16 protein-coding genes, 1 tRNA gene and 1 riboswitch are annotated in these 22,456 nt (G+C 44.7%); of the genes, 4 read left to right on the forward strand and 13 right to left on the reverse strand.

Annotated features, from left to right (window positions below):
* Positions 1-2: 2 nt before the first annotated feature.
* The 9 genes from P3L47_RS01425 to mutA all read right to left on the reverse strand — a co-directional run bounded on the left by P3L47_RS01425 (position 3) and on the right by mutA (position 12,818).
* Positions 3-596, reverse strand: a complete 594-nt coding sequence (locus P3L47_RS01425; protein WP_122362454.1) for a porin family protein — start codon at positions 594-596, stop codon at positions 3-5.
* 268 nt (positions 597-864) lie between these two features.
* Positions 865-1,129: riboswitch (cobalamin riboswitch) on the reverse strand.
* Positions 1,130-1,179: 50 nt separating this feature from the next.
* Complete coding sequence (locus tag P3L47_RS01430; RefSeq protein WP_277782475.1) at positions 1,180-2,742, reverse strand: ATP-binding protein; 1,563 nt, start codon at positions 2,740-2,742, stop codon at positions 1,180-1,182.
* 339 nt (positions 2,743-3,081) lie between these two features.
* A complete protein-coding gene (gene murQ, locus P3L47_RS01435) occupies positions 3,082-3,903 on the reverse strand; it encodes an N-acetylmuramic acid 6-phosphate etherase (RefSeq protein WP_277782476.1) in 822 nt (273 codons plus the stop codon).
* A gap of 38 nt (positions 3,904-3,941) precedes the next feature.
* Entirely contained in the window at positions 3,942-4,775 is an 834-nt protein-coding gene (locus tag P3L47_RS01440; protein ID WP_277782477.1) for an ATPase, read from the reverse strand.
* A 158-nt stretch (positions 4,776-4,933) separates the two neighbouring features.
* Positions 4,934-6,211: an MFS transporter gene (locus P3L47_RS01445; RefSeq protein ID WP_277782478.1), complete on the reverse strand. Its 1,278-nt coding sequence runs from the start codon at positions 6,209-6,211 to the stop codon at positions 4,934-4,936.
* Positions 6,208-7,155, reverse strand: coding sequence for a DUF4922 domain-containing protein (locus tag P3L47_RS01450; RefSeq protein ID WP_277782479.1), 948 nt, complete (start codon positions 7,153-7,155; stop codon positions 6,208-6,210). Before P3L47_RS01450 ends, P3L47_RS01445 begins: the two co-directional genes overlap by 4 nt.
* 24 nt (positions 7,156-7,179) lie before the next feature.
* Positions 7,180-8,640, reverse strand: coding sequence for a glycosyltransferase family 2 protein (locus P3L47_RS01455; RefSeq protein ID WP_277782480.1), 1,461 nt, complete (start codon positions 8,638-8,640; stop codon positions 7,180-7,182).
* Between the two features lie 152 nt (positions 8,641-8,792).
* Positions 8,793-10,943: a methylmalonyl-CoA mutase gene (gene scpA / locus P3L47_RS01460; protein ID WP_277782481.1), complete on the reverse strand. Its 2,151-nt coding sequence runs from the start codon at positions 10,941-10,943 to the stop codon at positions 8,793-8,795.
* A gap of 12 nt (positions 10,944-10,955) precedes the next feature.
* Complete coding sequence (gene mutA, locus P3L47_RS01465) at positions 10,956-12,818, reverse strand: methylmalonyl-CoA mutase small subunit (protein WP_277782482.1); 1,863 nt, start codon at positions 12,816-12,818, stop codon at positions 10,956-10,958.
* A gap of 275 nt (positions 12,819-13,093) precedes the next feature.
* Here mutA and P3L47_RS01470 point away from each other — a divergent pair.
* Positions 13,094-13,166, forward strand: a tRNA-Glu gene (locus tag P3L47_RS01470).
* Between the two features lie 222 nt (positions 13,167-13,388).
* Here P3L47_RS01470 and P3L47_RS01475 read toward each other — a convergent pair.
* Positions 13,389-13,766 (reverse strand): RNA-binding regulator, encoded by a 378-nt coding sequence (locus P3L47_RS01475; protein WP_122356366.1) that lies wholly within the window; start codon positions 13,764-13,766, stop codon positions 13,389-13,391.
* A 381-nt stretch (positions 13,767-14,147) separates the two neighbouring features.
* Here P3L47_RS01475 and P3L47_RS01480 point away from each other — a divergent pair, with 381 nt between their 5' ends.
* Positions 14,148-14,363 (forward strand): winged helix-turn-helix domain-containing protein, encoded by a 216-nt coding sequence (locus tag P3L47_RS01480; protein WP_122362463.1) that lies wholly within the window; start codon positions 14,148-14,150, stop codon positions 14,361-14,363.
* Between the two features lie 57 nt (positions 14,364-14,420).
* Here P3L47_RS01480 and P3L47_RS01485 read toward each other — a convergent pair whose 3' ends face one another.
* From P3L47_RS01485 to P3L47_RS01495, 3 genes are all read right to left on the reverse strand, one after another.
* Positions 14,421-15,620, reverse strand: coding sequence for an alkaline phosphatase family protein (locus tag P3L47_RS01485; RefSeq protein WP_277782483.1), 1,200 nt, complete (start codon positions 15,618-15,620; stop codon positions 14,421-14,423).
* Positions 15,621-15,702: 82 nt separating this feature from the next.
* A complete protein-coding gene (locus tag P3L47_RS01490; protein ID WP_277782484.1) occupies positions 15,703-18,891 on the reverse strand; it encodes a TonB-dependent receptor in 3,189 nt (1,062 codons plus the stop codon).
* Between the two features lie 112 nt (positions 18,892-19,003).
* Positions 19,004-21,007, reverse strand: a complete 2,004-nt coding sequence (locus P3L47_RS01495) for a tetratricopeptide repeat protein (RefSeq protein WP_277782485.1) — start codon at positions 21,005-21,007, stop codon at positions 19,004-19,006.
* 134 nt (positions 21,008-21,141) lie between these two features.
* Here P3L47_RS01495 and P3L47_RS01500 point away from each other — a divergent pair, with 134 nt between their 5' ends.
* Both P3L47_RS01500 and P3L47_RS01505 read left to right on the forward strand, forming a co-directional pair.
* Complete coding sequence (locus P3L47_RS01500) at positions 21,142-22,017, forward strand: SPFH domain-containing protein (RefSeq protein ID WP_122362467.1); 876 nt, start codon at positions 21,142-21,144, stop codon at positions 22,015-22,017.
* Positions 22,018-22,045: 28 nt separating this feature from the next.
* Positions 22,046-22,237, forward strand: a complete 192-nt coding sequence (locus tag P3L47_RS01505; protein ID WP_122362468.1) for a type II toxin-antitoxin system antitoxin — start codon at positions 22,046-22,048, stop codon at positions 22,235-22,237.
* Positions 22,238-22,456 lie beyond the last annotated feature (219 nt).

The raw sequence follows: 22,456 nt of genomic DNA on the forward strand, positions 1-22,456 counted from the left end.
TATCAGAACAAAACCGCTGCAGTAATGGACCAGCCGCGATTCTTCGCCTTCATATCGAACTTATCCGAGCTGTAATTATCAGTCAGTCCCAAGCCATAATTGATGCCGACCTGCAAATGGCTGATCAGTTCCGCTCCTACACCGAAGTTAAGGCCTGCGCTAAAGTTTTTCGCTTTAATCTGTTCACCCAAAACATTCCAAATTTTATCTCCTCCTACACGGAAACCTACATACGGACCTGCAGAAAGATAGGCTTTTACCAAAGGAATACCGAACTTCCACTTCAAATTGACGGGGATATCCAAATAATCTGTTTTCATACTTGTCGAGGTAACTGTTCCCTCCGTTTTCATGTCGACTCCTTTCTGTGAATAGAGAATGGCCGCATCCAAGCCTATGCCTATCAACGGAATAGTAGTCTCGATCATCGGACCGATCTGGAATCCTGTCACATTATCCGCTTTCAGGATATCGGAATTCATATGAACGGATGATATGTTCAAACCACCTTTTACCCCAAACTTCAACTGGGATTTTGCCGGTACGGCTATGAATACCATCAAAATAACCAAAACTAAACCTGTAACCTTCTTCATATTGCCTGTTGTTAATTAATTATGTTTGCAAATAAACGCACTTTTCCTATAATAAACAAGTATTACTGTCATCCTGTTCATTCATTAAAAAGGAAAGCATGCACCGGTTACGGAGCTCATCCCGCAAACCGATCCATGCCTCTTTTCCTAATTATTATGGCAAAATAATTAAAAACAAAAATGTTCAGACAGCCAGACGGGAAACGGGAGTAAGAATAGTGGAGACGACAATCTGTCTCCTGTTCTCTTCCGGCCTTTCCTCGAAGCCGTCGAAATAGTATGCCTTGCAGGTCTTCTGACTTACTTCCGGTTTGAGCGCCTTCCCAACTTTTCAGTTGACAGTTGATAGTTGACAATTGACAGTTAAACTGTCCACTGTCCACTGTTATCTGTCAACTTCTCCGTCAGTGGCACTAGTGTTGCCCAATCCGTTATGAAGCTTACAGCAGCGGGACTGTCCGGGATTTTCACCCGATTCCCTTTTAATCCTTTCCTGCGGATACAGGTCCGGAACAATGCATGTCGCAAATATAATACATTTTTACTAGATTTGTACAAAATCTTTATTTTCTTGTTGGAGTGATTAGAACCTTATCTGCCAATCGCTGATAGTATGTCGCTCCCGGTCGAAACCGATGGCAACTTTCACGACGGGCAACCCGCACAAAGCAAAACGTTCGGGATAATTCCGCAAATCTATCTGGTTCATGGCTGCATCCGCCGTTTTATCGAGTTTTAGCTCCACGACATAAAGTGTCGTTTTCGTCCGCATCACCATATCCACACGACCACGGGGGGTACGTACTTCCACATCCACATACATACCAAGCAAACTGAATATGGTATATAGCAAAGACTGGTAATGCCCCTCGTAATCGGTATTATCGCATTTTGGGATCGTGGAAAGGAAAGTCTGCAATAAACAAAGGGCATCGTCCATCCGCTCTCCGGCTATCGCCTCGAAAAGAAGCGCAACCGTTGTAAGACCATCGGCGGTATGTTGGTGAAGATAACCGGGCAACAAACTTTTCATCAGCCCCATACGTACCTCCTTATTGGGAATGTCGAGCGTATAAAGTTCCGTCAGTTCGGAGTAATCTTTTATCGTGATATAACCGCTTTGGTAGAGTAGCGGGGTGATGTCCGTCATCCGTTCCGTCGGCGCATCGAACGATTCGGAAATAACTTTCCGACCTCCGATCTGCTGAGGCTTTACATGGTATTTGTTCAGCATCTCGATCAAATAGGTAGGTGTACCACTGCCGAACCAATAAGAACCGATTTTACCGTCCGCAAAAGCATTCAGCAAGCTGAAAGGATTATAGATGTCAGGCGAGGGGTAAGTAAAATGATAGCCGTCATAATTCTCCCTCAAACGTGCAACAAGTTTCGGACAGGTAATCTGCATCTTCTTCGCAAGCAATTCCAAATCAAGATTCATTTGCGTCAACATCTCCTCTTCCGTGATACCGCAAATGGCGGAATAGGAATCGTCCATGCTGATATTCTTTATATTATTCAGTTCACTGAATATGCTCAATTGAGAAAACTTCGTAATACCGGTAAGGAAGACATAGCGCAGATAAGGATCGCAAGCCTTCAGTGGACTATAGAAATTACGCATCACGTTTCGTAACACAGGCAAGTTTTTTTCTTCATGCATCACATCGAGAAGCGGCGCATCATATTCATCAATCAACACCACCACTTGCCGCCCTGTCCGCTTGTAAGCACATTGTATCAAATTCGCCAGCCGGATATTAACATCTTTCTCCTCTATATGGCAATCATACCGATCCTCATATCCCGACAAGAGAAAATCCAACATCCGATTCAAACGGGCTTCATCCACATGCTTCGCCATGCTGACATCAAAGTGGAGTACCGGATAGGTTATCCATTCTTTCTCCAGCCCTTCCATAGCCAACCCTTCAAACAACTCCTTGCGTCCCTCGAAATAGGCATGGAGCGTTGAAGTTAGCAGCGACTTACCGAATCGGCGTGGACGGCTCAAAAACATATAATTCGAAGCTGAATGTGTCATGCGATAAACATATTCAGTCTTATCAATATACACATAATTCCCCTCTCGAAGCTTCGAGAAAGTCTGTACCCCTATCGGATAAAGTCGTCGTTGCATTTCCATAATCCTGTTTCTTTTATCACAAATTTACGTGAAACAAAAGAGATTACCAAATATGATGTTGGCTATCTTTTAGTTATCATTAAAACTCCGGAAAAAGGCTTTGGGCTTGGCCAAAAAGATGTCTAATTCGTATCTTACCGAAAAGTAATCACGCAAAATCAGGACAAGACTCTATTCACCTTTCTTTGTTCGTTTCTTTATTATCAAGAAAACAGAAAACTACTTAGTAAGTAAACCTTCATCTGCTTAATAAGTAAACAAACCTCTGCTTACTAAGTAGCCAAGGGGGTTACTTAATAAGTAGTTTTTGTCTGTGTAGGGTTTGTTCAAAGCTCTACTTTATATGGAAGCCTTTCGATAAGCATCCACCGCCTCTTTTACCGATCCATACATCAGAAGGAGCCGCTGCGACTGGCCATAACTCAGTCCCAACTCCTCTGCCACCATCCGTGTTCCGCGGTCGACCAGTTTCTGATTAGTCAATTGCATATTGACCATCCGGTTGCCTTTTACACGCCCCAAACGGATCATCACAGATGTTGAAATCATATTCAGAATCATCTTTTGCCCTGTACCGGACTTCATACGCGAACTGCCGGTTACAAATTCCGGACCAACAATCATTTCGATCGCCACATCAGCCTCAGCAGCCATGGGTGAATCCGGATTACTGGAGATAGAGGCTGTCAGTATCCCCCTCTCACGGGCTTTACGCAAAGCTCCGATCACATAAGGAGTCGTACCGGATGCAGCAATACCGATCACTGTATCTTTGGTTGTGACCTGATGCTCCTGCAGTTCCTCCCAACCACGATCCATATCATCTTCCGCATTCTCTACCGGATTGCGAAGAGCTGTATCGCCACCGGCAATCAGACCGATCACCAAAGTGGAGGGCATTCCGAAAGTAGGAGGTATTTCTGAAGCATCGAGCACTCCCAGCCGGCCACTTGTTCCGGCACCCAGATAAAAGATACGCCCTCCCTGTTTCATCCGGGGAACAATCTGATCTACCAGTTTTTCTATCTGAGGAATTGTTTTTTGCACAGCTAGTGCGACCTTTTGGTCTTCTGTATTTATATCTTCCAGCAACTCCCGGACAGATTTATCTTCCAGGTCATTATATAATGAATCTTGTTCTGTTATTTTAGTAAATGACATAATAAATAGTTTTTCCGGTCATAAAACGAAATGTAAGTTTACTTCCCATGATACGCGATCAATCCCTCCATCGGACTTTGTGCAACCGTTCCGATACGTATCCCCAGGTCAAAAGCAATATCTTTCAGTATATCTTGATAATACCAGGCAACTGAACCGACCAGGTGGACAGGTAATTCAAAACAATTATACTGCTTCACGTTACGGGTAAAAAATGCCAGAAAGCTACGGGTGACCAATTCCCAAATGGCAGGTTCATCCAAATGCTCCCGTATAAAAGGAGAAAAACCTGCCAGAAAACGGTTTGGAAAAGGTTGCCGGTAAACCCTATCCATAATTGATGCTGGGGTCAGCCCATATTGTGAAAGAAACAGGTCTTTAAGAGCCGGAGGCAGCTGGTCTTTCAATACATCCCCGATCAATAGTTTGCCCAATACGGCACCGCTTCCCTCATCGCCCAGAATAAATCCGAGGGGAGAAACGTTCTTTACAATCTCTTTACCATCGTAATAGCAGGAGTTCGAACCGGTACCCAGGATACAAGCTATCCCCGGCTTGTCGCCACACAAGGCACGGGCTGCAGCCAGGAGATCGCTCCCAACCTCTACAGGAACAGACAAATACCGGTTGACAGACCGCCGGATCATGTCATTCTTTTCAGGGAAAGCACAGCCCGCCCCGTAAAAACAGACGACGGAAGGTATGAGATCTTTTAATGCAGGCAGCAATCCGGTTTCAATCTCCTTCCTCATCTCTTCTTCCGTCTGAAAGAAAGGATTCATACCCCGTGTTTGGAAACGAAGAACAGATTTTCCTTTCTCCACCATACACCAATCCGTCTTCGTTGAACCGCTATCGGCTATTAATATCATATTATACGCTTTAAGTTATTATTTTACAAGCATAAAACGGTATTAACAACCCTTTCTATTTGCTTGTCGACAATTATGAACAAGCCTGTCGATAATTATGAACAAGCCTGCCGATAATTATGAACAAGCTTGTCGACAATTGTCGGCAGACAATTTTATTAGCCCTCTTTCCGGCCAAATACCGGATCTATTTTTAGGAAAGCAGTGACAATTAATGTGATCAAACAGCACCCCATCACCCACCAAAAGAAGTTTACGTACCCCAATTGTTCCTGTAACCATCCGGCCACCATGCCAGGAAGCATCATGCCTAATGCCATGAAAGCCGTACAGATTGCATAATGTGCCGTTTTATGTTCTCCTTCAGAGTAATAGATCAGGAAAAGCATATAGGCCGTAAAACCAAACCCGTATCCGAACTGCTCTATGAAGACACAGACATTGATCGTGATCAAACTTTCCGGCAGTGCGGTACTCAGGTAGATAAAAGTCAAGTCAGGCAATGTAATAGCTAACGCCATCGGCCAAAGCCATTTCTTCAGACCTCCTTGTGAAGCCACAATACCACCGATTATACCACCCAGCGTCAGACCTATAATGCCGATCGTGCCATATACCAAACCTAATTCCGACGTGGTCAAGCCCAGTCCGCCCACTTCCCGCGAATCAATCAGGAACGGTGTCACCAGCTTCACCAACTGGGCTTCGGGAAAACGATACAACAGCATAAACAGAATAGCTACCAAAGCTTGCTTCTTCTTGAAAAAAGAAACAAAGGTAGCAAAGAATTCCTTAAAGATGGTGGAAGCCGTCACCGTCACAGCCGCCTTATCGGAAGCAGGTACCGGCAATATATATTTATGATACAGGCAAAAGCCGATAAACAAACCTGCCATAATCAGAAAAGTGATCGACCATGCCAGCGGAATCTTACCGGTAGCCACTTCAAGCACCCCTGCCAGCATAACCAGCAACCCCTGTCCTGCAATCGTTGCAATCCGGTAGAAAGTACTGCGTATTCCCACATAAAAAGCCTGTTCATGCGGATCGAGCGCCAGCATATAAAAACCGTCTGCCGCAATATCATGTGTAGCCGAACTAAAAGCCACCAGCCAGAAGATAGCCAGCGATAACTGGAAAGCATACTCCATCGGCAACGTAAATGCGATCCCGGCAAGCCCTGCGCCGATCAGAAACTGCATCGTAACGACCCACCATCGTTTCGTCTTCAATAAATCAACAAAAGGACTCCAAAAAGGTTTAATAACCCACGGCAGATACAGCCAACTGGTATAAAGGGCAATATCGGTATTGCTGATTCCCATCCGTTTGTACATAATGACGGAGATCGTCATCACAGCTACATAAGGCAATGCCTCAGCAAAATAGAGTGTGGGAATCCAACTCCAGGGAGAAGTTCGCTTTGTCTGATTCATAAAGAGTATAATTTAGATTTACTGATTAAAAGATCCATCTCCTTTTCCGGGAGACAGGTTTCACGAAGGATTTGCCGAAGGTCGTCTGCCGTTACCTTACGGAAATCCTTTTCCAAAGGAGTCACAAAGACACCTGCCATCTCGACGGTTGCCGGACTGATCAATATATTAGCTTCTCCTTCAGCATAATAACAGGAAGGATGCAAATTCTTTCTCGGATAGATACACGTGATCCATTTGCCGTCTTCTTTCCACGACAACACATTCATCATCGGTTCATATTCGCCCATCTTACAGTCCATAAGTTCATACAGATGGTCGAACAGGGCAACTGCATCTTCCCTCTTTCCGGAAACAATCACAAACGCAGGCTGCAAGAAGTCACGTAAAGCGTATAGTACAGCCTGTCCTTTTACTTTCACCTCCTCCTTGGCTGCCTGGAGCCAGTTCACCTCAAGAGGTAAAAATCCTTTACTTCCAGCCTGGAAATGCATATGGTCGGGAGCCGAAGCACCGCATTTCGGACCGTTATAGAAGACTATAAATTCGTCGAGCGCCTCCGCCAGTGCCAGCATATCGGCATAACGTCCCCAGATACACTGCTCCTGATGTGCCCGGATGGGAATCGTCAGATGTTCCGGAAAGATGGGATAAGGATTCACGATGATCTGGTATTCATCGCCGAAGTCGATCCATTGCTGATTGCCGGGACGATTGGCTTCACAAAGAAAACAGGGACGGGCAGCCAGTGAAGCTTTATCTATCTTAGCTGCCGACGACCGGATACGTTCCGGATTGAACTGTAACTCCACCTCATATCCGTTTACCATGAGTTTTCGCGATTGCACCCGGTCGAGAGCAGCATAGTTCGTTCGTGCCAGTTCCCAATTCCTGCGATGGTAACTTATCAGTTCCCGGACTTGCTGAGTTATACTTCCATTCATAATTCAGATTCCTTTTAAACAGACTTAGCCCAAACCACTTCTCTTTAACAATTCTATCGTACGCAAGCTGTCCTTATAAGCGTTATGCTCATTCATCTTCCGTATGTCGAGTGCCGCATCCGTATTGTCTTCCCAGCGCCGGCACAGATACAGGACATCGTAAATACGTCCGATCCGATACGTCCTGGAGATAGCCAGACCGATCGCGTAATCTTCCCCGTAACTCACATTCGGCATTTTCAGCTCACGCAGGATCGGGGTATAAAAAGCACGGGGCGCTCCCAATCCATTGATCCGAAGCGCATTGTTACGACCGTTCTCTTCCGTCCATTCGCGATGGTCAATGATTCCGGGCGGTATTTCATTCAGGTCGAAGTCAGTCATCTTATAGGTTCCGATCACCATGGCACACTCTTCCGCATAGAAAGCATCCACTATCTTTTGCAAGGTATCCGGACCGCTATAAACATCATCGCTGTCAAGCTGCACGGAGAATTTACCGCACAGCGGATGTGCCGCCGCCTCATTCCAACAACCACCGATACCCAGATCATCCCGTTCGGGAATCAAATGGATCAGACGGTCGTCGGTTACATAACGGTCAATCAATTCGGTCGTCCCATCCGTCGAATGGTTATCTACAATGATCAGATTAAATTTAAAGTTCGTCTCCTGCCCCAATACCGAACGAATAGCGTCTTCGATCGTACGCACACGGTTACGAACCGGAATGATTACCGAGGCTTCATACTTAAATCCTCTTGATTGAAATTTCACCTTTTTAGGCTTCTTCGTCAATAAAGCTCCGTAAAAATGCAATAAAGGTTTGCATGCCTGCTCCATTTCAAGCTGTACCTCCCGGTTTTTCGGATCTACATAATCGAACTGTTTTTCGCCACTCTTACGCAAGTCTATTTCTTCGCAAGTATACAGGTATTCTCTCAGGTGAACAAGCCCGAGTATTTTGGACATATGCAGACGCAAATGATAAAAGCCTGCATATTTATATGAAACCGAAGATTTCTTTAAGCCACCGAAATAATTATCCAAGGCTCTATAAGTTATTATCATCAAAGGTCCAAAGTCGAAATCGTCACGCAAGCTTCCCTGCTGGTAATCGTTTACCGGATGTTCCTGCCTGATTCCGCCGGTCAGGAGATAATGATCGGCATAAACCATGTAACAGAATTTACTTTCAGACACGGAAATCATTCGTTCCAATCCGTTCTGTCCGAACTTTAAGGGAGTATAACGGGTATAATACAATACATTGCGGTTATCCGCCAGCTGATATATCGACCTCATCGTCTGCGTACTGGTCAATGTATCGATCTGTAGAATCTCACAACCTTCGTAAGGTTCCGCTTCCGGGTTGGAAGTCATTAAATATATTTTGTCAGTCAGTCCGGTGCTTCTCAGTTCGTCGACCGTCGGCTTCACCTGTTCCGGAGATATATAAGGTATAAAGCAGTTTATTCTATCCATAGGTATTAAATGGTGTTACATTATTAAGACTGTAAACTTAAACAAAAAGTATGTGATAAACGATAAAGGAAAGTCATTTTCGGTCGAATAAACGACAAAAGGGTTGCCTCATCACGAGACAACCCTCTTTATATAATCATAAGAATCTCTTCTTATTCTTCTCCTAACAGGATTTCCAGGATCTGAACAGCAGCCTTAGCCACTGAAGTACCCGGGCCGAAGATAGCAGCAACACCTGCTTTATACAGGAAGTCGTAGTCCTGTGCAGGGATTACACCACCGGCGATGACGATGATGTCTTCGCGGCCTAACTTCTTCAGCTCATCGATAACCTGCGGGATCAATGTCTTGTGTCCGGCAGCCAGAGAAGAAACACCCATTACGTGAACGTCGTTTTCAACAGCCTGACGGGCAGCTTCTGCCGGAGTCTGGAACAACGGTCCCATATCCACGTCGAAACCACAGTCTGCATAACCTGTTGCAACAACCTTAGCACCACGGTCGTGTCCGTCCTGACCCATTTTAGCGATCATGATACGAGGCTGGCGACCTTCTTTCTTAGCAAACTTTTCTGTCAGCTCGCAAGCCTTAATGAAGTCTGCATCTTTCTTTGTTTCTGATGAATACACGCCTGATATAGTTCTGATGATTGCTTTATAACGTCCCACAACAACTTCGCAGGCATCCGAGATTTCTCCCAGTGATGCACGCAGGCCGGCAGCCTTAACAGCCAGTTCCAGCAAGTTGCCTTTCTTAGTTTTCACACATTCAGTGATATCGGCCAATGCTTTCTGAACAGCTTCTTCGTCGCGGTTTTCACGCAACACCTTCAAATTGGCAATCTGTTCGTTACGAACGGCAGTGTTGTCGATTTCAAGGATATCGATCGGATCTTCTTTCGGCAGACGATATTTGTTAACACCAACGATTGTCTGAACACCTGAGTCGATACGAGCCTGTGTACGAGCTGCAGCTTCTTCGATACGCATCTTCGGAAGACCTGTTTCGATGGCTTTTGCCATACCGCCCATGCTTTCGATTTCCTGGATCAATGCCCAACCTTTGTGTACCAGTTCGTTTGTCAAAGATTCTACATAGTAAGAACCGGCCCACGGGTCGATTTCCTTACAGATCTTTGTTTCTTCCTGGATATAGATCTGTGTGTTACGAGCGATACGTGCAGAGAAGTCTGTCGGCAATGCGATAGCTTCGTCCAGCGCGTTGGTGTGCAGAGACTGTGTATGTCCCAGTGCAGCAGCCATAGCTTCGATACAAGTACGGCCTACGTTGTTGAACGGATCCTGTTCTGTCAATGACCATCCTGAAGTTTGGCAGTGAGTACGCAATGCCAGTGATTTCGGGTTCTTGGCTCCGAAGCTCTTCACGATCTTCGCCCACAACATACGTGCAGCACGCATCTTGGCGATTTCCATGAAGTGGTTCACACCGATAGCCCAAAAGAATGACAGACGCGGAGCGAATGCATCCACATCGATTCCTGCGTTCACACCGGCACGAAGATATTCCATACCGTCGCACAGTGTATAAGCCATTTCGATATCTGCCGTAGCACCGGCTTCCTGCATGTGGTAACCGGAGATAGAAATAGAGTTGAACTTCGGCATCTTCTGTGATGTATATTCGAAGATATCAGCGATGATCTTCATAGAGAATTCAGGCGGATAGATATAGGTGTTACGCACCATGAACTCTTTCAGGATATCGTTCTGAATTGTACCGGCCATTTCTTCCAACTTAGCGCCCTGTTCCAGACCTGCGTTGATGTAGAATGCCAATACCGGAAGAACGCCACCGTTCATGGTCATGGAAACAGACATCTTGTTCAAAGGAATACCAGCGAACAATACTTTCATGTTTTCCAGCGAACAGATGGATACACCTGCTTTACCAACGTCACCTACAACACGTTCGTTGTCGGCATCGTATCCACGGTGTGTCGGAAGGTCGAATGCAACAGACAGACCTTTCTGACCGGAAGCCAAGTTACGACGATAGAATGCATTTGATTCTTCTGCGGTAGAGAAACCGGCATACTGACGGATCGTCCAGGGACGCATAGCGTACATACCGCTATACGGACCACGCAGATAAGGAGGCAGACCGGATGCATAGTTCAGATGCTCCATACCTTCCAGGTCTTCTTTCGTATAAACAGGTTTCACCTCGATATGCTCAGGTGTTTTCCAATCGGCTTCAATGCCATTGGCTTTTGCCCATTCGGCAGCATTGGTAGCTGCAAAACCGGCATTCTTGATATCTATGTTTTTAAAATTTGGTCTCATAATTGTTTCTACTTAAGCGATTCCTAATTTTGCGTTGAAAGCCTTCAATGTTTCGAGCACGTTGCTCTTTACATTGATAAATTGATCGATACCCTGAGCTTTCAGGTCTTCCATACATTCAGGAGCACCGGCTACAACGAACTCAGCACGTCCGGCCAATGCTTTATAAGCAGCAGGAGCATATTCTGCATATTCGTCATCACTAGAACAAAGAACAACGATCTGAGCACCTGCTTCCATCGCTGCATCAACGCCGGCTTCTACTGTTTCGAAACCTAAGTTATCAATTACCTTGTATCCTGCACAAGCAAAGAAGTTACTTGAGAACTGTGAACGGGCAATACGCATAGACAGGTTACCGATAGTCAACATAAACACTTTCGGAGTCTTACCGCTATTTTCCGTTGCCAGACGCAATGCTTCAAATTCAGATGCACCACGAGAGAAATCAAGAGGAGTAACAGTTGATTCACCACAAGAGTGACCACCGCCACAACAGCAGGAAGCTGTTTCTTTGATCTTACCGGCAGCTACTTCTGTGAAGTTCGGGAACTGGTTAGAACCCAGCAGGATTTCACGACGGGTAGCAACCGCTTTCTTACGGGCTACGTTAGAAGCATTTACTGCATTCTGTATGTTACCGTTAGCCACTTCAGCGCCGAAACCGCCATTGTCTTCTACTTCCAGGAACAGTTTCCAGGCAACGTCAGCCAACGAGTTAGTCAGTACTTCTACATAATAAGAACCGGCAGAAGGATCGACCACCTTATCCAGGTGACATTCTTCTTTCAGCAGTAATTGTTGGTTACGTGCGATACGTTCTGAGAAATCATCCGGAGTCTGATAAGTCTTATCGAACGGACGAACAGTGATAGAATCAACACCGGCCAAAGCAGCAGACATCGCTTCAGTCTGAGAACGCAACAGGTTTACGTGAGCATCGTAAACAGTCATGTTCCATTCGGAAGTCTGAGCATGTGCATTCATCTTGCAGGCACAGTTGCATGCAGGATTGTAAGCAGCAACGATCTCAGCCCACAACCAACGGGCAGCACGGAACTTAGCAATTTCCATGAAGTAGTTGGAGCTGATACCCAGATTGAATTTGATCTTCTTGGCAACTTCGTCTGCGCTGAAACCGGCTTCAGTCAGCTTCGCCATCAGTTCGTTACCCCAAGCCAATGAATAACCCAGTTCCTGAGTGATATAAGCACCGGCATTGTTGAAGTAGAAACCGTTTACAGCTAATACTTTATAACCAGGTAAAGCCTGTCCTGCTTTGAGCACAGCAGATGCAGCTTCCACCCAATTTCCATTTTCTTTACCTTTCACTAACGGTTTCTTGAAAGGATCGTAGTTGACAGAACCGAAACATTTCTCCAGATCCACGTCTTTACCTTTCAGATAGTATTCCAGAATACCGATCAGCTTTTCAGCCTTGCAGTTGCAAGTGTTGAAGTTCAGCTCGACAGATTCCGGACAGATACCATTCAGTAATGTTGCAATATTTTCGGCATTCACTTCATCACCCTTGATGATGAAACCGAGTGAAGTAACCCCTTTGTTCAAAATGTCAAGCGCTTTTTCGTTAGCTTCTTTGAAACAAGTTACTTCGATGTTCTGGCGTACCTTCCAATCGTTATCCTTCTTTGTTCCGCGAACATAAGGGAATTCACCGGGAAGAGACTCGGTTGTCTTCAAACCTTCGATGTCTTCTGCACGATAGAAAGGATTTACATTAAATCCTTCGCCTGTCTTCCAAACAAGCTTTTTCTCAAACGGAGCACCTTTCAGGTCAGCCGTAATCTTCGCCATCCATTCTTCTGTAGAGACCGGAGCGAAATCTGAGAAAAGTTTTTCTTTTAGTTCTGCCATAATATTAGTTATTTATAATACTGGTATTAGTAATTGTTCAATAGTATATTGTTCAATAACAGGAGGCAAAGGTAGAATAAATAAACAGGAAGAACAATGAAAAATAAACGAAATTGCTCGTCCTTTTAACGCCTTTTAGTGGTATAAGGGCCATTCCTGTATCATTCTGACAGGACTGATGAAATTTATTTATATTTTTTCCGCATAAAGAGAACATCGAAAAGAAATAATACTTAATTTTGCAGCGTCAAACAATGAAAACTATGACACGAAACGGTGCATTCGTCTAGTGGCCTAGGACGCCGCCCTCTCACGGCGGAAACTCGGGTTCGATCCCCGGACGCACTACAAAGAAGCCTGCTGATTCATTTTGGTAGGCTTTTTTGTTTTCCTCATTCTCCACAGACATTTCCACAGCAAAGAAATATTATCCCCATCCCCAAGGGGATTTTCCCCCACCTTGATGGGGAATTACAAAATAGGACTAGCTTGGATCCTATGTTTCTAAATCTATCTTAAACAAAAAAAGCGCCCCTTATCGAGTCGCTTTCCTTTTGCTATAAATTCGGATTAATATCTTCTTCCGCCACCGTTGTTACCGTAGCCTCCGCGATTACCGCCACCGTAGCCACCGCCACGATTGCCACCGCCGAAACCACCGCCACGATTACCGCCGCCGAAACCGCCACGGCTTCCACCACGATCTTCTCTCGGACGTGCTTCTGTTACGTTGATTACTTTTTCATCATAAGTAGCCTGGTTTAATTCCTCGATAGCCTTACGGCCCATTTCGTCATCCTTCAATTCTACGAAACCGAATCCTCTTGAACGGCCTGTTTCTCTGTCTGTAATAACTCTAGCAGAAAGGATTTCACCATAATCTGCAAATAAATCGTTTAAGTCAGCGTCTGTGACGTTGTAACTCAAATTTGAAATGTAAAGATTCATTTATAAAAACTTATTTAGTTAATTGTTTATTGAGGGATGAATAGAATAATAGTTGAATGAATGTACTTTACAAATCTAAGTTGCGAGCAAAACTTCAAATACAAGTTTAAATCAATCTCAATACACCGCAAATGTAAGATTAAATTTGACACTACCGTACTTTATAACAATCTTTTTCAACATTTTTTTCCTCCAAAACGCTTATAAACAAACAATCATTTTTTTTAAGCCCCTGGATATCCATTGTCCTGATTTACAAAAAAAATCTTTTGCAGGACCGTCCTTTTTATAAAACACACTAAAATAACAGCCGGAATATATCATTTCTCCTCCCAATTCAGTTTAAATACTACATACCATAAACATAAAAGAGAGTTTGTCATGACAAAAGGAACAATTGGATTAAATGCAGGTACCATCTGGAATCTGTTGCTGGATGGTGGATGCTGGAGTTTTGAGGAGTTGAAGAAAGCAACATCTTTGTGTGAAGCTGATTTATGGTCTGCAATCGGTTGGCTAGCCCGCGAAAACAAGATTCAGATCAAAAGTGCCAGTAGTCAGATCGCTTTTTGTCCGGGGATGAATTTCAGTTATTAAAAGAAGCCCTTTGATAAAATTAAAAAGCGATCTGTATCAGATCGCTTTTTTTATTGTTTAACGAAACAGGGTGTTTACAACCTCACTGTCACCATCATTCGGCGCAGGTTCCAGCCCCAGCAGGCGGCAAATGATCAGATATAAATTGACATTAGCCATTACCGGCAATTCCACATTCTTTTTAAAGGACGGTCCTGCTGCATAAAAGATAGCCTCCATCTCCGGAGTAAAATTATCATAGCCATGAGTTGCCCCCAAATAAGGATAAGGCCTATCACGAAAATGCAGATAGGTTCCGATATGCGGCAAGACCACCAGGTCGCCTATGCGGGGATTACTTCCATAGACATATTCGGCTGGTATTTCGTCTTTCTTCCAGACGGTGACATTCGGGACCTTTTTCAGAATATTGTAAGCAGTCTCCGTATAACTTTTCTTCGGATAAAGTAAAGTCGGGACACCGTCAAAAATGTAATCGAAACTATCGCGGGGCAAGTAGTCATTCAGATTAACATATTTCTCCGGTACACAGGTAGCCATTCCATGATCGGAAAGGACAATGAAATCGATCTTATCAAAAATATCCAGTCGGCGGGCTTCCTCAAAGAAATGTGCCAGTACCCGGTCCAGCTCCTCTACCTTCCGCAAGGTAGCTGAAGAGTCAGGCGTACAGACATGTCCGATCGCATCCGGCTCTTCTATATACCACATAATCAGATGAGGACGTATATCTTCAGGCAGACGCAACCAGGCTACGACAGAGTCGGCACGATCCGAATAAGGGACCTGCTTATCAAAAGGTTTCCAAATAGAAGGTTGCCGCCCCTGAATCGGATATTCACTGCCTACCCAAAAGAAAGAAGCCGCATGCACACCCTGCTTCTCTGCCGTATTCCAAATCGGTTCACCTCCGTAAAAGCCCGGTGTCGGATCCGCCATACGATAAATACTATCCAGGTCCGGCGCATAGAAAAAATTATTGATCAAGCCATGATGATCCGGATGTAAACCGGTCGCCATACTATAATGGTTGGGAAAAGTAACACTGGGAAAAGAAGGACGGAAAGCAGCACGTATCCCAGCTTTCGTCAGAGAATCTAATGTCGGAGTATAAGCGCGGTCCGGATAATCGGACCGGAAACCATCCATGGAAAGGACCACGACGTAACGGTCATGACGTTTTGACGAAGAACAACCGGAAAAAAGGATACCGAGTCCTATCACACATCCTATAATCAAACTAAAATATCTTTTCATATCCATATTCCCTCAAAAAGAAAGAGGTTCACAAAGATAGTGAACCTCTTCCGATTATTTAATTCCAATCACAAAATACCCGTTAGAAAATATACTTCAAACCGACTTGTGCATGCCAGCGAGAAAGTATCTCCTCATTCTTTACCATCTCGCCCGGATCATGGAACTGATAAGATGCTTCACCATCCACAATCTTGGTCGTCAGAGGAGCCAGGTCATGTCCGGTAGAAGTCTGGTTGTACAATCCCCAGCTCTTATTGAATAAGTTACCCACATTTATAATGTCGAAATTAACCTGGATCGTATTCCGCTTGCCGGCAATATCGACAAAGAAATCCTGTGCGATATGGAAATCGAAATGATGTTCGAAAGGCATTACCATCTGATACCGTTTCATATGCGTACCTTTAGAATCTTTCAGTTCTTCGTTGCCGTTTATCCATTTAGCCATTGCCTCTCTCTGCTCGGCAGGAGAAACTACGACTTTTTCTTTTCCTACCGTCTTGGTATACTCGGTAAAAGTCATCTTATCGAACTCGGCATCGGTCGGTACATACAGCAGATCGTTGTTATAACCGTCATGATTGAGATCCGAATAATCGAGCAGGGAATAACGGCCGCCGGTTTGTCCGTTATAGAACAGGCTGACAGTAGTAGCAAAATGTTTCGCATATTCCTTGCGGTAAGAGACAGAGGCAATAATACGGTTACGGACATCGAAGCTCGACCAGGTTAATTCAGGGTTAATATCCCCGTAATAGGTCGGGTTGTATTTCCATCCGGAATAAGCCTGCGATGAATTACCGTCAGTCAGCGACTTAGCTTGTCCGTAGGTATAGGCAACCATCGTACTCAAACCGAAATCGAAATTCTTTTCCAGTTTAGCCGACAGGTTATATGTATACCCTTCGCTGGTATTTTTCAGATACATGATCTGGGTAAAGTTCTTATCCTGTTTTTCATAAACAGGACGGTTATCGCCGCCGTTATTCAAGGTCTTTCCGGTCCACTGATAATTCGCATTTTCATACAGGATATTATTCAGCGTCTTGGAATATATACCTTCCAAAGTAGCTTTCACACCAAAGGGGAACGTATGTTCCAATGCTAAATTGACACGGGCAACCGAGGGGAATTTAAAGTTTTTATCCGCCACATTGATCTCTGCCGTCGGAACAGCTGCATTACGGTTATAATATTGTTTGGAAGGATCTGCATTGAACTTGAATCCATCTGCTCTTGCCGCATCAAAGCTTTCCTTGCTGGACAGGAATGTTTCACTTAACTCGATACCGGCTTTTGAAATACTGTTTGAAAGCCAAACAAAAGGAACACGCCCCGTGAATATACCGGCACCACCACGCAATAAAGTCGTATGATCCTCATTCAGATTCCATCGGAAACCGATACGCGGCGACCATAATATTTTACTTGCCGGCATCCGGTTCGTCTTCAAATCCAAAGTAGAAGCGACCGATGAACTATTGAACAGGTCATTGGCCCTCGGTGTATCAAAAAAGACAGGAATATCCAGACGCAAACCGTATGTCAGACGGAAATCATTGGTCACCCTCCATTCATCCTGTGCATAAAAACCCAACTGGGCAGCACCAAAAGCCGGAGCCCAACGATTCGTCCCGGTTATATCCTCACGTGAATAAGCATATGTATAACGTTTCGGCATCGCTTCATTAGCCGTACCCACAGAAAGGAAATCGTCCAGTGAACTATAGACATACGAACCGTAATTATTAGCGATAAACAGATTTTCCATATGGAAGAACTCGTTATGTGTACCAAAGGTCAGGGCATGATTTCCTTTGTTCCATGTTACATTATCTTCCAGAGTAAAGATACGCTGGTCCAGCCCATTAGCCGCAGAGAAAGGCTCCATTCCGAATTTGAGCGTCGTCCCGTTCGTCATGTTGTCGATCTGTACGGCAGGCAATGCCCGTCCTATCGGATCACGACTATCACTCACACTTGTCCAGCCGAAACGAACTTCATTGGACCAGGCTGAATTAAACTGCGTATTCAATTCTGCGACCAGCGAATGAGTGGTATTGTTCATATAATAACCGTAATCATTCAGGTTGGCAACCGCCGTTCCATTCGTGAAAACCATCCTGCGGGCATCCAGCCAGCTGTAACGCAAAGTGAATTTATTTTTCTGGTTGATATTCCAGTCGATACGTGCCAGGACTTTATCCGAACGGGTATCGATATCCTGCAGACCATAACCGCCGCCGTCATAACCGCCGGTCAGTTCCGATATTTTATTAATAACCTGTTCCACTTCACTGGTACTCAACTTGGAAGCATCCTCCCCGATATTATTGGAAGACGGATAGGTTTCTTTCACCCGTTCATAATTTGCAAAAAAGAACAGTTTGTTTTTGATAATCGGTCCGCCCAGTGTCAACCCGTAAGTACCGCTGCTCTGATCATCCAGCTTAGTACGGTTGGTCACATTCTTTCCCGGAGTTTTCCCGTAGAAGTTTTCATTATTATAATACCAGTAACCCGAACCGTGGAAAGTGTTGGTTCCCGATTTGGTGATCGCATTGATCCCGCCTCCCGTAAAACCACTCTGACGGACGTCAAACGGAGCGACAACCACCTGCAATTCTTCAATGGCTTCCAGAGAAATCGGATTGGCACCCGCCTGGTCACCGTTGGTCCCGCTGGAAGAGAGTCCGAATACATCATTGTTCACGGTTCCGTCGATCTGGAATGAATTATATTTATTACTGGAACCGGCAAACGACATGCCGCTTCCCGTATTCACTCCCATAGGATTCATTTTCGTAATATCGAAAACACTCCGGCTAACGGAAGGGGTCGACATGATCTGTTCCTGGTTGAAGTTCTGGGCAGCCCCTGTCTTTTGGGAATTGAACAAAGCCGCCTTCGAGGCTGTGACAACCACTTCATCCAGCGATAACGACTCCGTCAGATTCACATCCAACTGATACGTTTCCCCCAACTGAAGGGTAATATTTTTATATACGGCTTTCTGAAATCCGACATACGATACTTCTACGGTATAAGGACCGCCGATACGCATGCCCTGCAAATTATAACGTCCGTCCACATTGGTCACAGTACCGTACGTCGTACCGGAAGGTTCATGAACAGCCTGCACGGTCGCGCCGATCAGAAGCTCTCCTTCCGCCGTTACTTTACCACTGATCCCGGAAGTTGTAACCTGTGCATTCACAGCAAACGTCAGACAAAAAAGGAAAAGAACAAACACAGATAAGTTCTTCATACTAGATGGTATTTAAAATAAAACAATCGAAACACTTTTTATATAACGCCACAAAGATATATAATCTATATTACCCAAACATTACGAATACGTTTGATTTTTATAGACTTTCTTAAATATTTCGATTTTCCCGCAAACTATCTGCTATATCCTGATGTTGTTGCGCCAGCTCTTCTTCGCCGACAAACCGGTAAGCTTCTGCCAAATACTCGTGTGCCGATGCATGTTTCGGTTTGATGGATACTGCCTTCTGAAGGTCGGCAACCGCTTCTTCATAATATTTCATGCGCAGGTAACATTTCCCACGATTATAACGGGCTTTGAATGAAAGGGGACTCAGCCGGACCGCTTCGTTCAAAGCAACCTGCGCATCGTATGTTTCACCAATATCCAATAAGGTAACGCCCTTTCGCACCCAGGCATCCACATATTCGGGGTATAGTTTCAAGGCTTTGTCGAACGAGCGGAGAGCCGCATTCGGATCATTGGCTTTCGTGACACATTCATTTCCCATCAGATAATACTCATGGGCGTACTCTTTGAGGATTTCACGCTGGGCATGCAGTTCGTCTTTCAATTTCTTAATCTCCGCCCGTTGCGTATTGATTCGCTGGAGCTTGGAGCGGAGGAGACGTTGCACCAACGGTTTATCCAGCTCATTGCGTTTTCCGACAGCCTGTGCCAACGACTCCACCGCCTCTTTCATATTCCCCCGATTGAATTCATGGGCGGCACGGGCGTACAAAAGTTCTGCTTCACTTTCACGAAGGCTCTTTTCGATCAGTTCCTTACTGTTAAATATCTGGCTGAACTGAACGATCTCCTTGCGGACAAAAATATCGTGAGGTGTCACCCGGCTTTTCAGCACCAGTCCTTCGAGCGAAGTAGAACGGCTCAGAGCCACATATGTCTGCCCCCCGGCAAATACGCCTCCCGTCAGATCGACAACGACCCGGTTGAAGGTAAGCCCCTGGCTCTTATGCACCGTGATCGCCCAGGCAAGGCGGATCGGCAACTGTTCGAAAGTTCCGACAATTTCCTCCTCTATCCTCTTTTCCTTTTCGTTATATTTATATTTGTAATTGCGCCAGGAGGTAGGTTCGACCAGATGCTCGATTCCGTTTTCCAGCAGGACATACACATTTCCGTTTTCATCGATACCCGAAACCATACCGATCGTTCCGTTTACCCAACGGCGCTCGTGGTCATTATCGATAAAGATCACCTGTGCCTGTTCCTTGATCGCCAGGTTCAGCTGGGTAGGCAAAGAAGATTCAGGAAAGTCGCCGTCTATACGTCCGGTAAAGATGAACTCATCCCCGGGAAGCTCCGCCAGTCTCTTCTCATTGATAAAATCGACCTGATCACGACGAGTGGCAAGCGTGATATACATATCCTCATTGTTCGGCACAAACTCCGGGAAGTAACGGGCATTCAAAACATCCAGCTCCTGTTTCCTCGCGGCATTACTCCGTATCCGGTCCAATACATTGATAAACACCGGATCGGTCTGGCGGTACACTTTCTGCAATTCTATCGGCACCAGGTTGATCGACTGGAATACTCTCGCCGAGAAGAAAAACGGACTGGCATAGAACAGGCTCAATATCTCTTTCTGGTCGGACGGCACAACCGGCTCCAGCTGGAACACATCGCCCACGAATAACAACTGTTTCCCACCGAACGGCAAACGCATATTCCCGGAAAAGACCCGCAAAATACGATCCACACAATCGATAATATCCGCCCTTACCATCGAAATCTCATCGATAATGATCAGTTCGACCTCCGAAATGATCTTCCGGTGTTCTTTCCTGTATTTGAAGAACTCGAAAATCCGGCCATCTTTCAAACTCAGGTCGGGATCATCCGGAAGCATCGGACGAAACGGCAACTTAAAGAACGAATGCAAAGTCACCCCTTCCGCATTGATCGCAGCAATTCCGGTAGGCGCCAGCACGACATGCTTCTTTTTGGTATGTGAACAGATATATTTAAGAAAAGTCGATTTGCCCGTCCCTGCTTTCCCTGTCAGGAAAACAGACTGACGAGTATGAGTGATCAGTTGCAGGGCATCCTGAAACTCTCTATTGTCCGTGTCGAGTTGAAATTCCAATCGTGTAATTTTTGAGTAGACAAAGCTAAATAATATTTTAAATATCCTCTTATAAAAAGGGGATATTTTATTTGGTTATATCCGGATTATTGCTTTAATTTGTGATATCAAAATAATATCAAATACAAATTATTATGAAAGCACAAGAAAAAGCATTTGACGGTATCAGGATTTCAGGTTTCCTGGCTATATTATTTATCCTGATCATACTGGGCGCTTCCATTTTCATGTTCACACTGAAACAACCCTGGAGTATTGCCATAGGCATTATCGGTGCACTATGTGCTATTTTCATGTGTTACGGATTAGTCATTATTCAACCGAATAACTCACGGGTTATGACATTCTTCGGAAAATACGTCGGCACAATCATTGAAAACGGCTTTTTCTGGGTAAACCCTCTTTTTTTGAAGACCAAAGTAACCCTGCGAATCTTCAATCTAAACCTGGAGCCAATCAAAGTAAACGACAAAGTTGGTAATCCGGTAATGATCGGTGCTGTAGTGGTATGGAGAATCAAAGACACCTATAAAGCGACCTTTGATATTTCAGGAGATGTAAAATCATTCGTCCAAATCCAAAGCGATGCCGCTTTACGCCAGGTTGCCGGAATGTATGCCTATGATACGAACGAAACAACCGATAAAGTTACATTGCGTTCCGATAATGACGGGGAAGTAACTCTGCGTCTCGAAGACGAACTGAACAGCCGTCTCACACTTGCCGGAATCGAAGTTGTAGAAGCACGTATCAACTATCTGGCTTATGCTTCCGAAATTGCAGGCGTTATGCTTCGTCGTCAACAGGCTGATGCTATCATTGCCGCCCGGGAACGTATTGTAGAAGGAGCGGTCAGTATGGTTCACCTCGCATTGGAGAAACTGCAGAAAGAGAGCATAGTCGAACTCGACGAAGAAAGAAAAGCAGCCATGGTCAGCAACCTGCTCGTTGTGCTTTGTGCTGACGAATCTGCTCAGCCTGTTATTAACACAGGTACATTATATCAATGATTCTAAATTTTTAATATTAATATAAGTGATGGCCAAAAAAGAGAATGCAACCAAAAACTTTGTTCTGCGGATAGATGCAGAGATGATGGATGCTATCGAAACCTGGGCTGCGGATGAATTCCGCAGCACCAATGGCCAGATCCAGTACATCCTGGACCAGGCACTACGAAAAGCAGGCCGGTTGAAAAAGAAAAGACAACCCAAACAAGAGGAGGAATAAATATGGATACTATTTCAATATCATAAACAACTATCATACTATCATTATTCATCATATCATTTTATAAATCAACATTTTATATTATGATAGTTAGTATTTTCAACCATCATTCATCTATCATCAACCATCATAGACCTATTTAAAATCCCGATAAGCCACCTTCTATTTCCGACAGATACATGACTTATTTTCAGCAACATAACGATTTATACTATTTGA

Source organism: Parabacteroides chongii (genome assembly GCF_029581355.1).
In the GTDB taxonomy this organism is placed as follows: Bacteria; Bacteroidota; Bacteroidia; order Bacteroidales; family Tannerellaceae; genus Parabacteroides; species Parabacteroides chongii.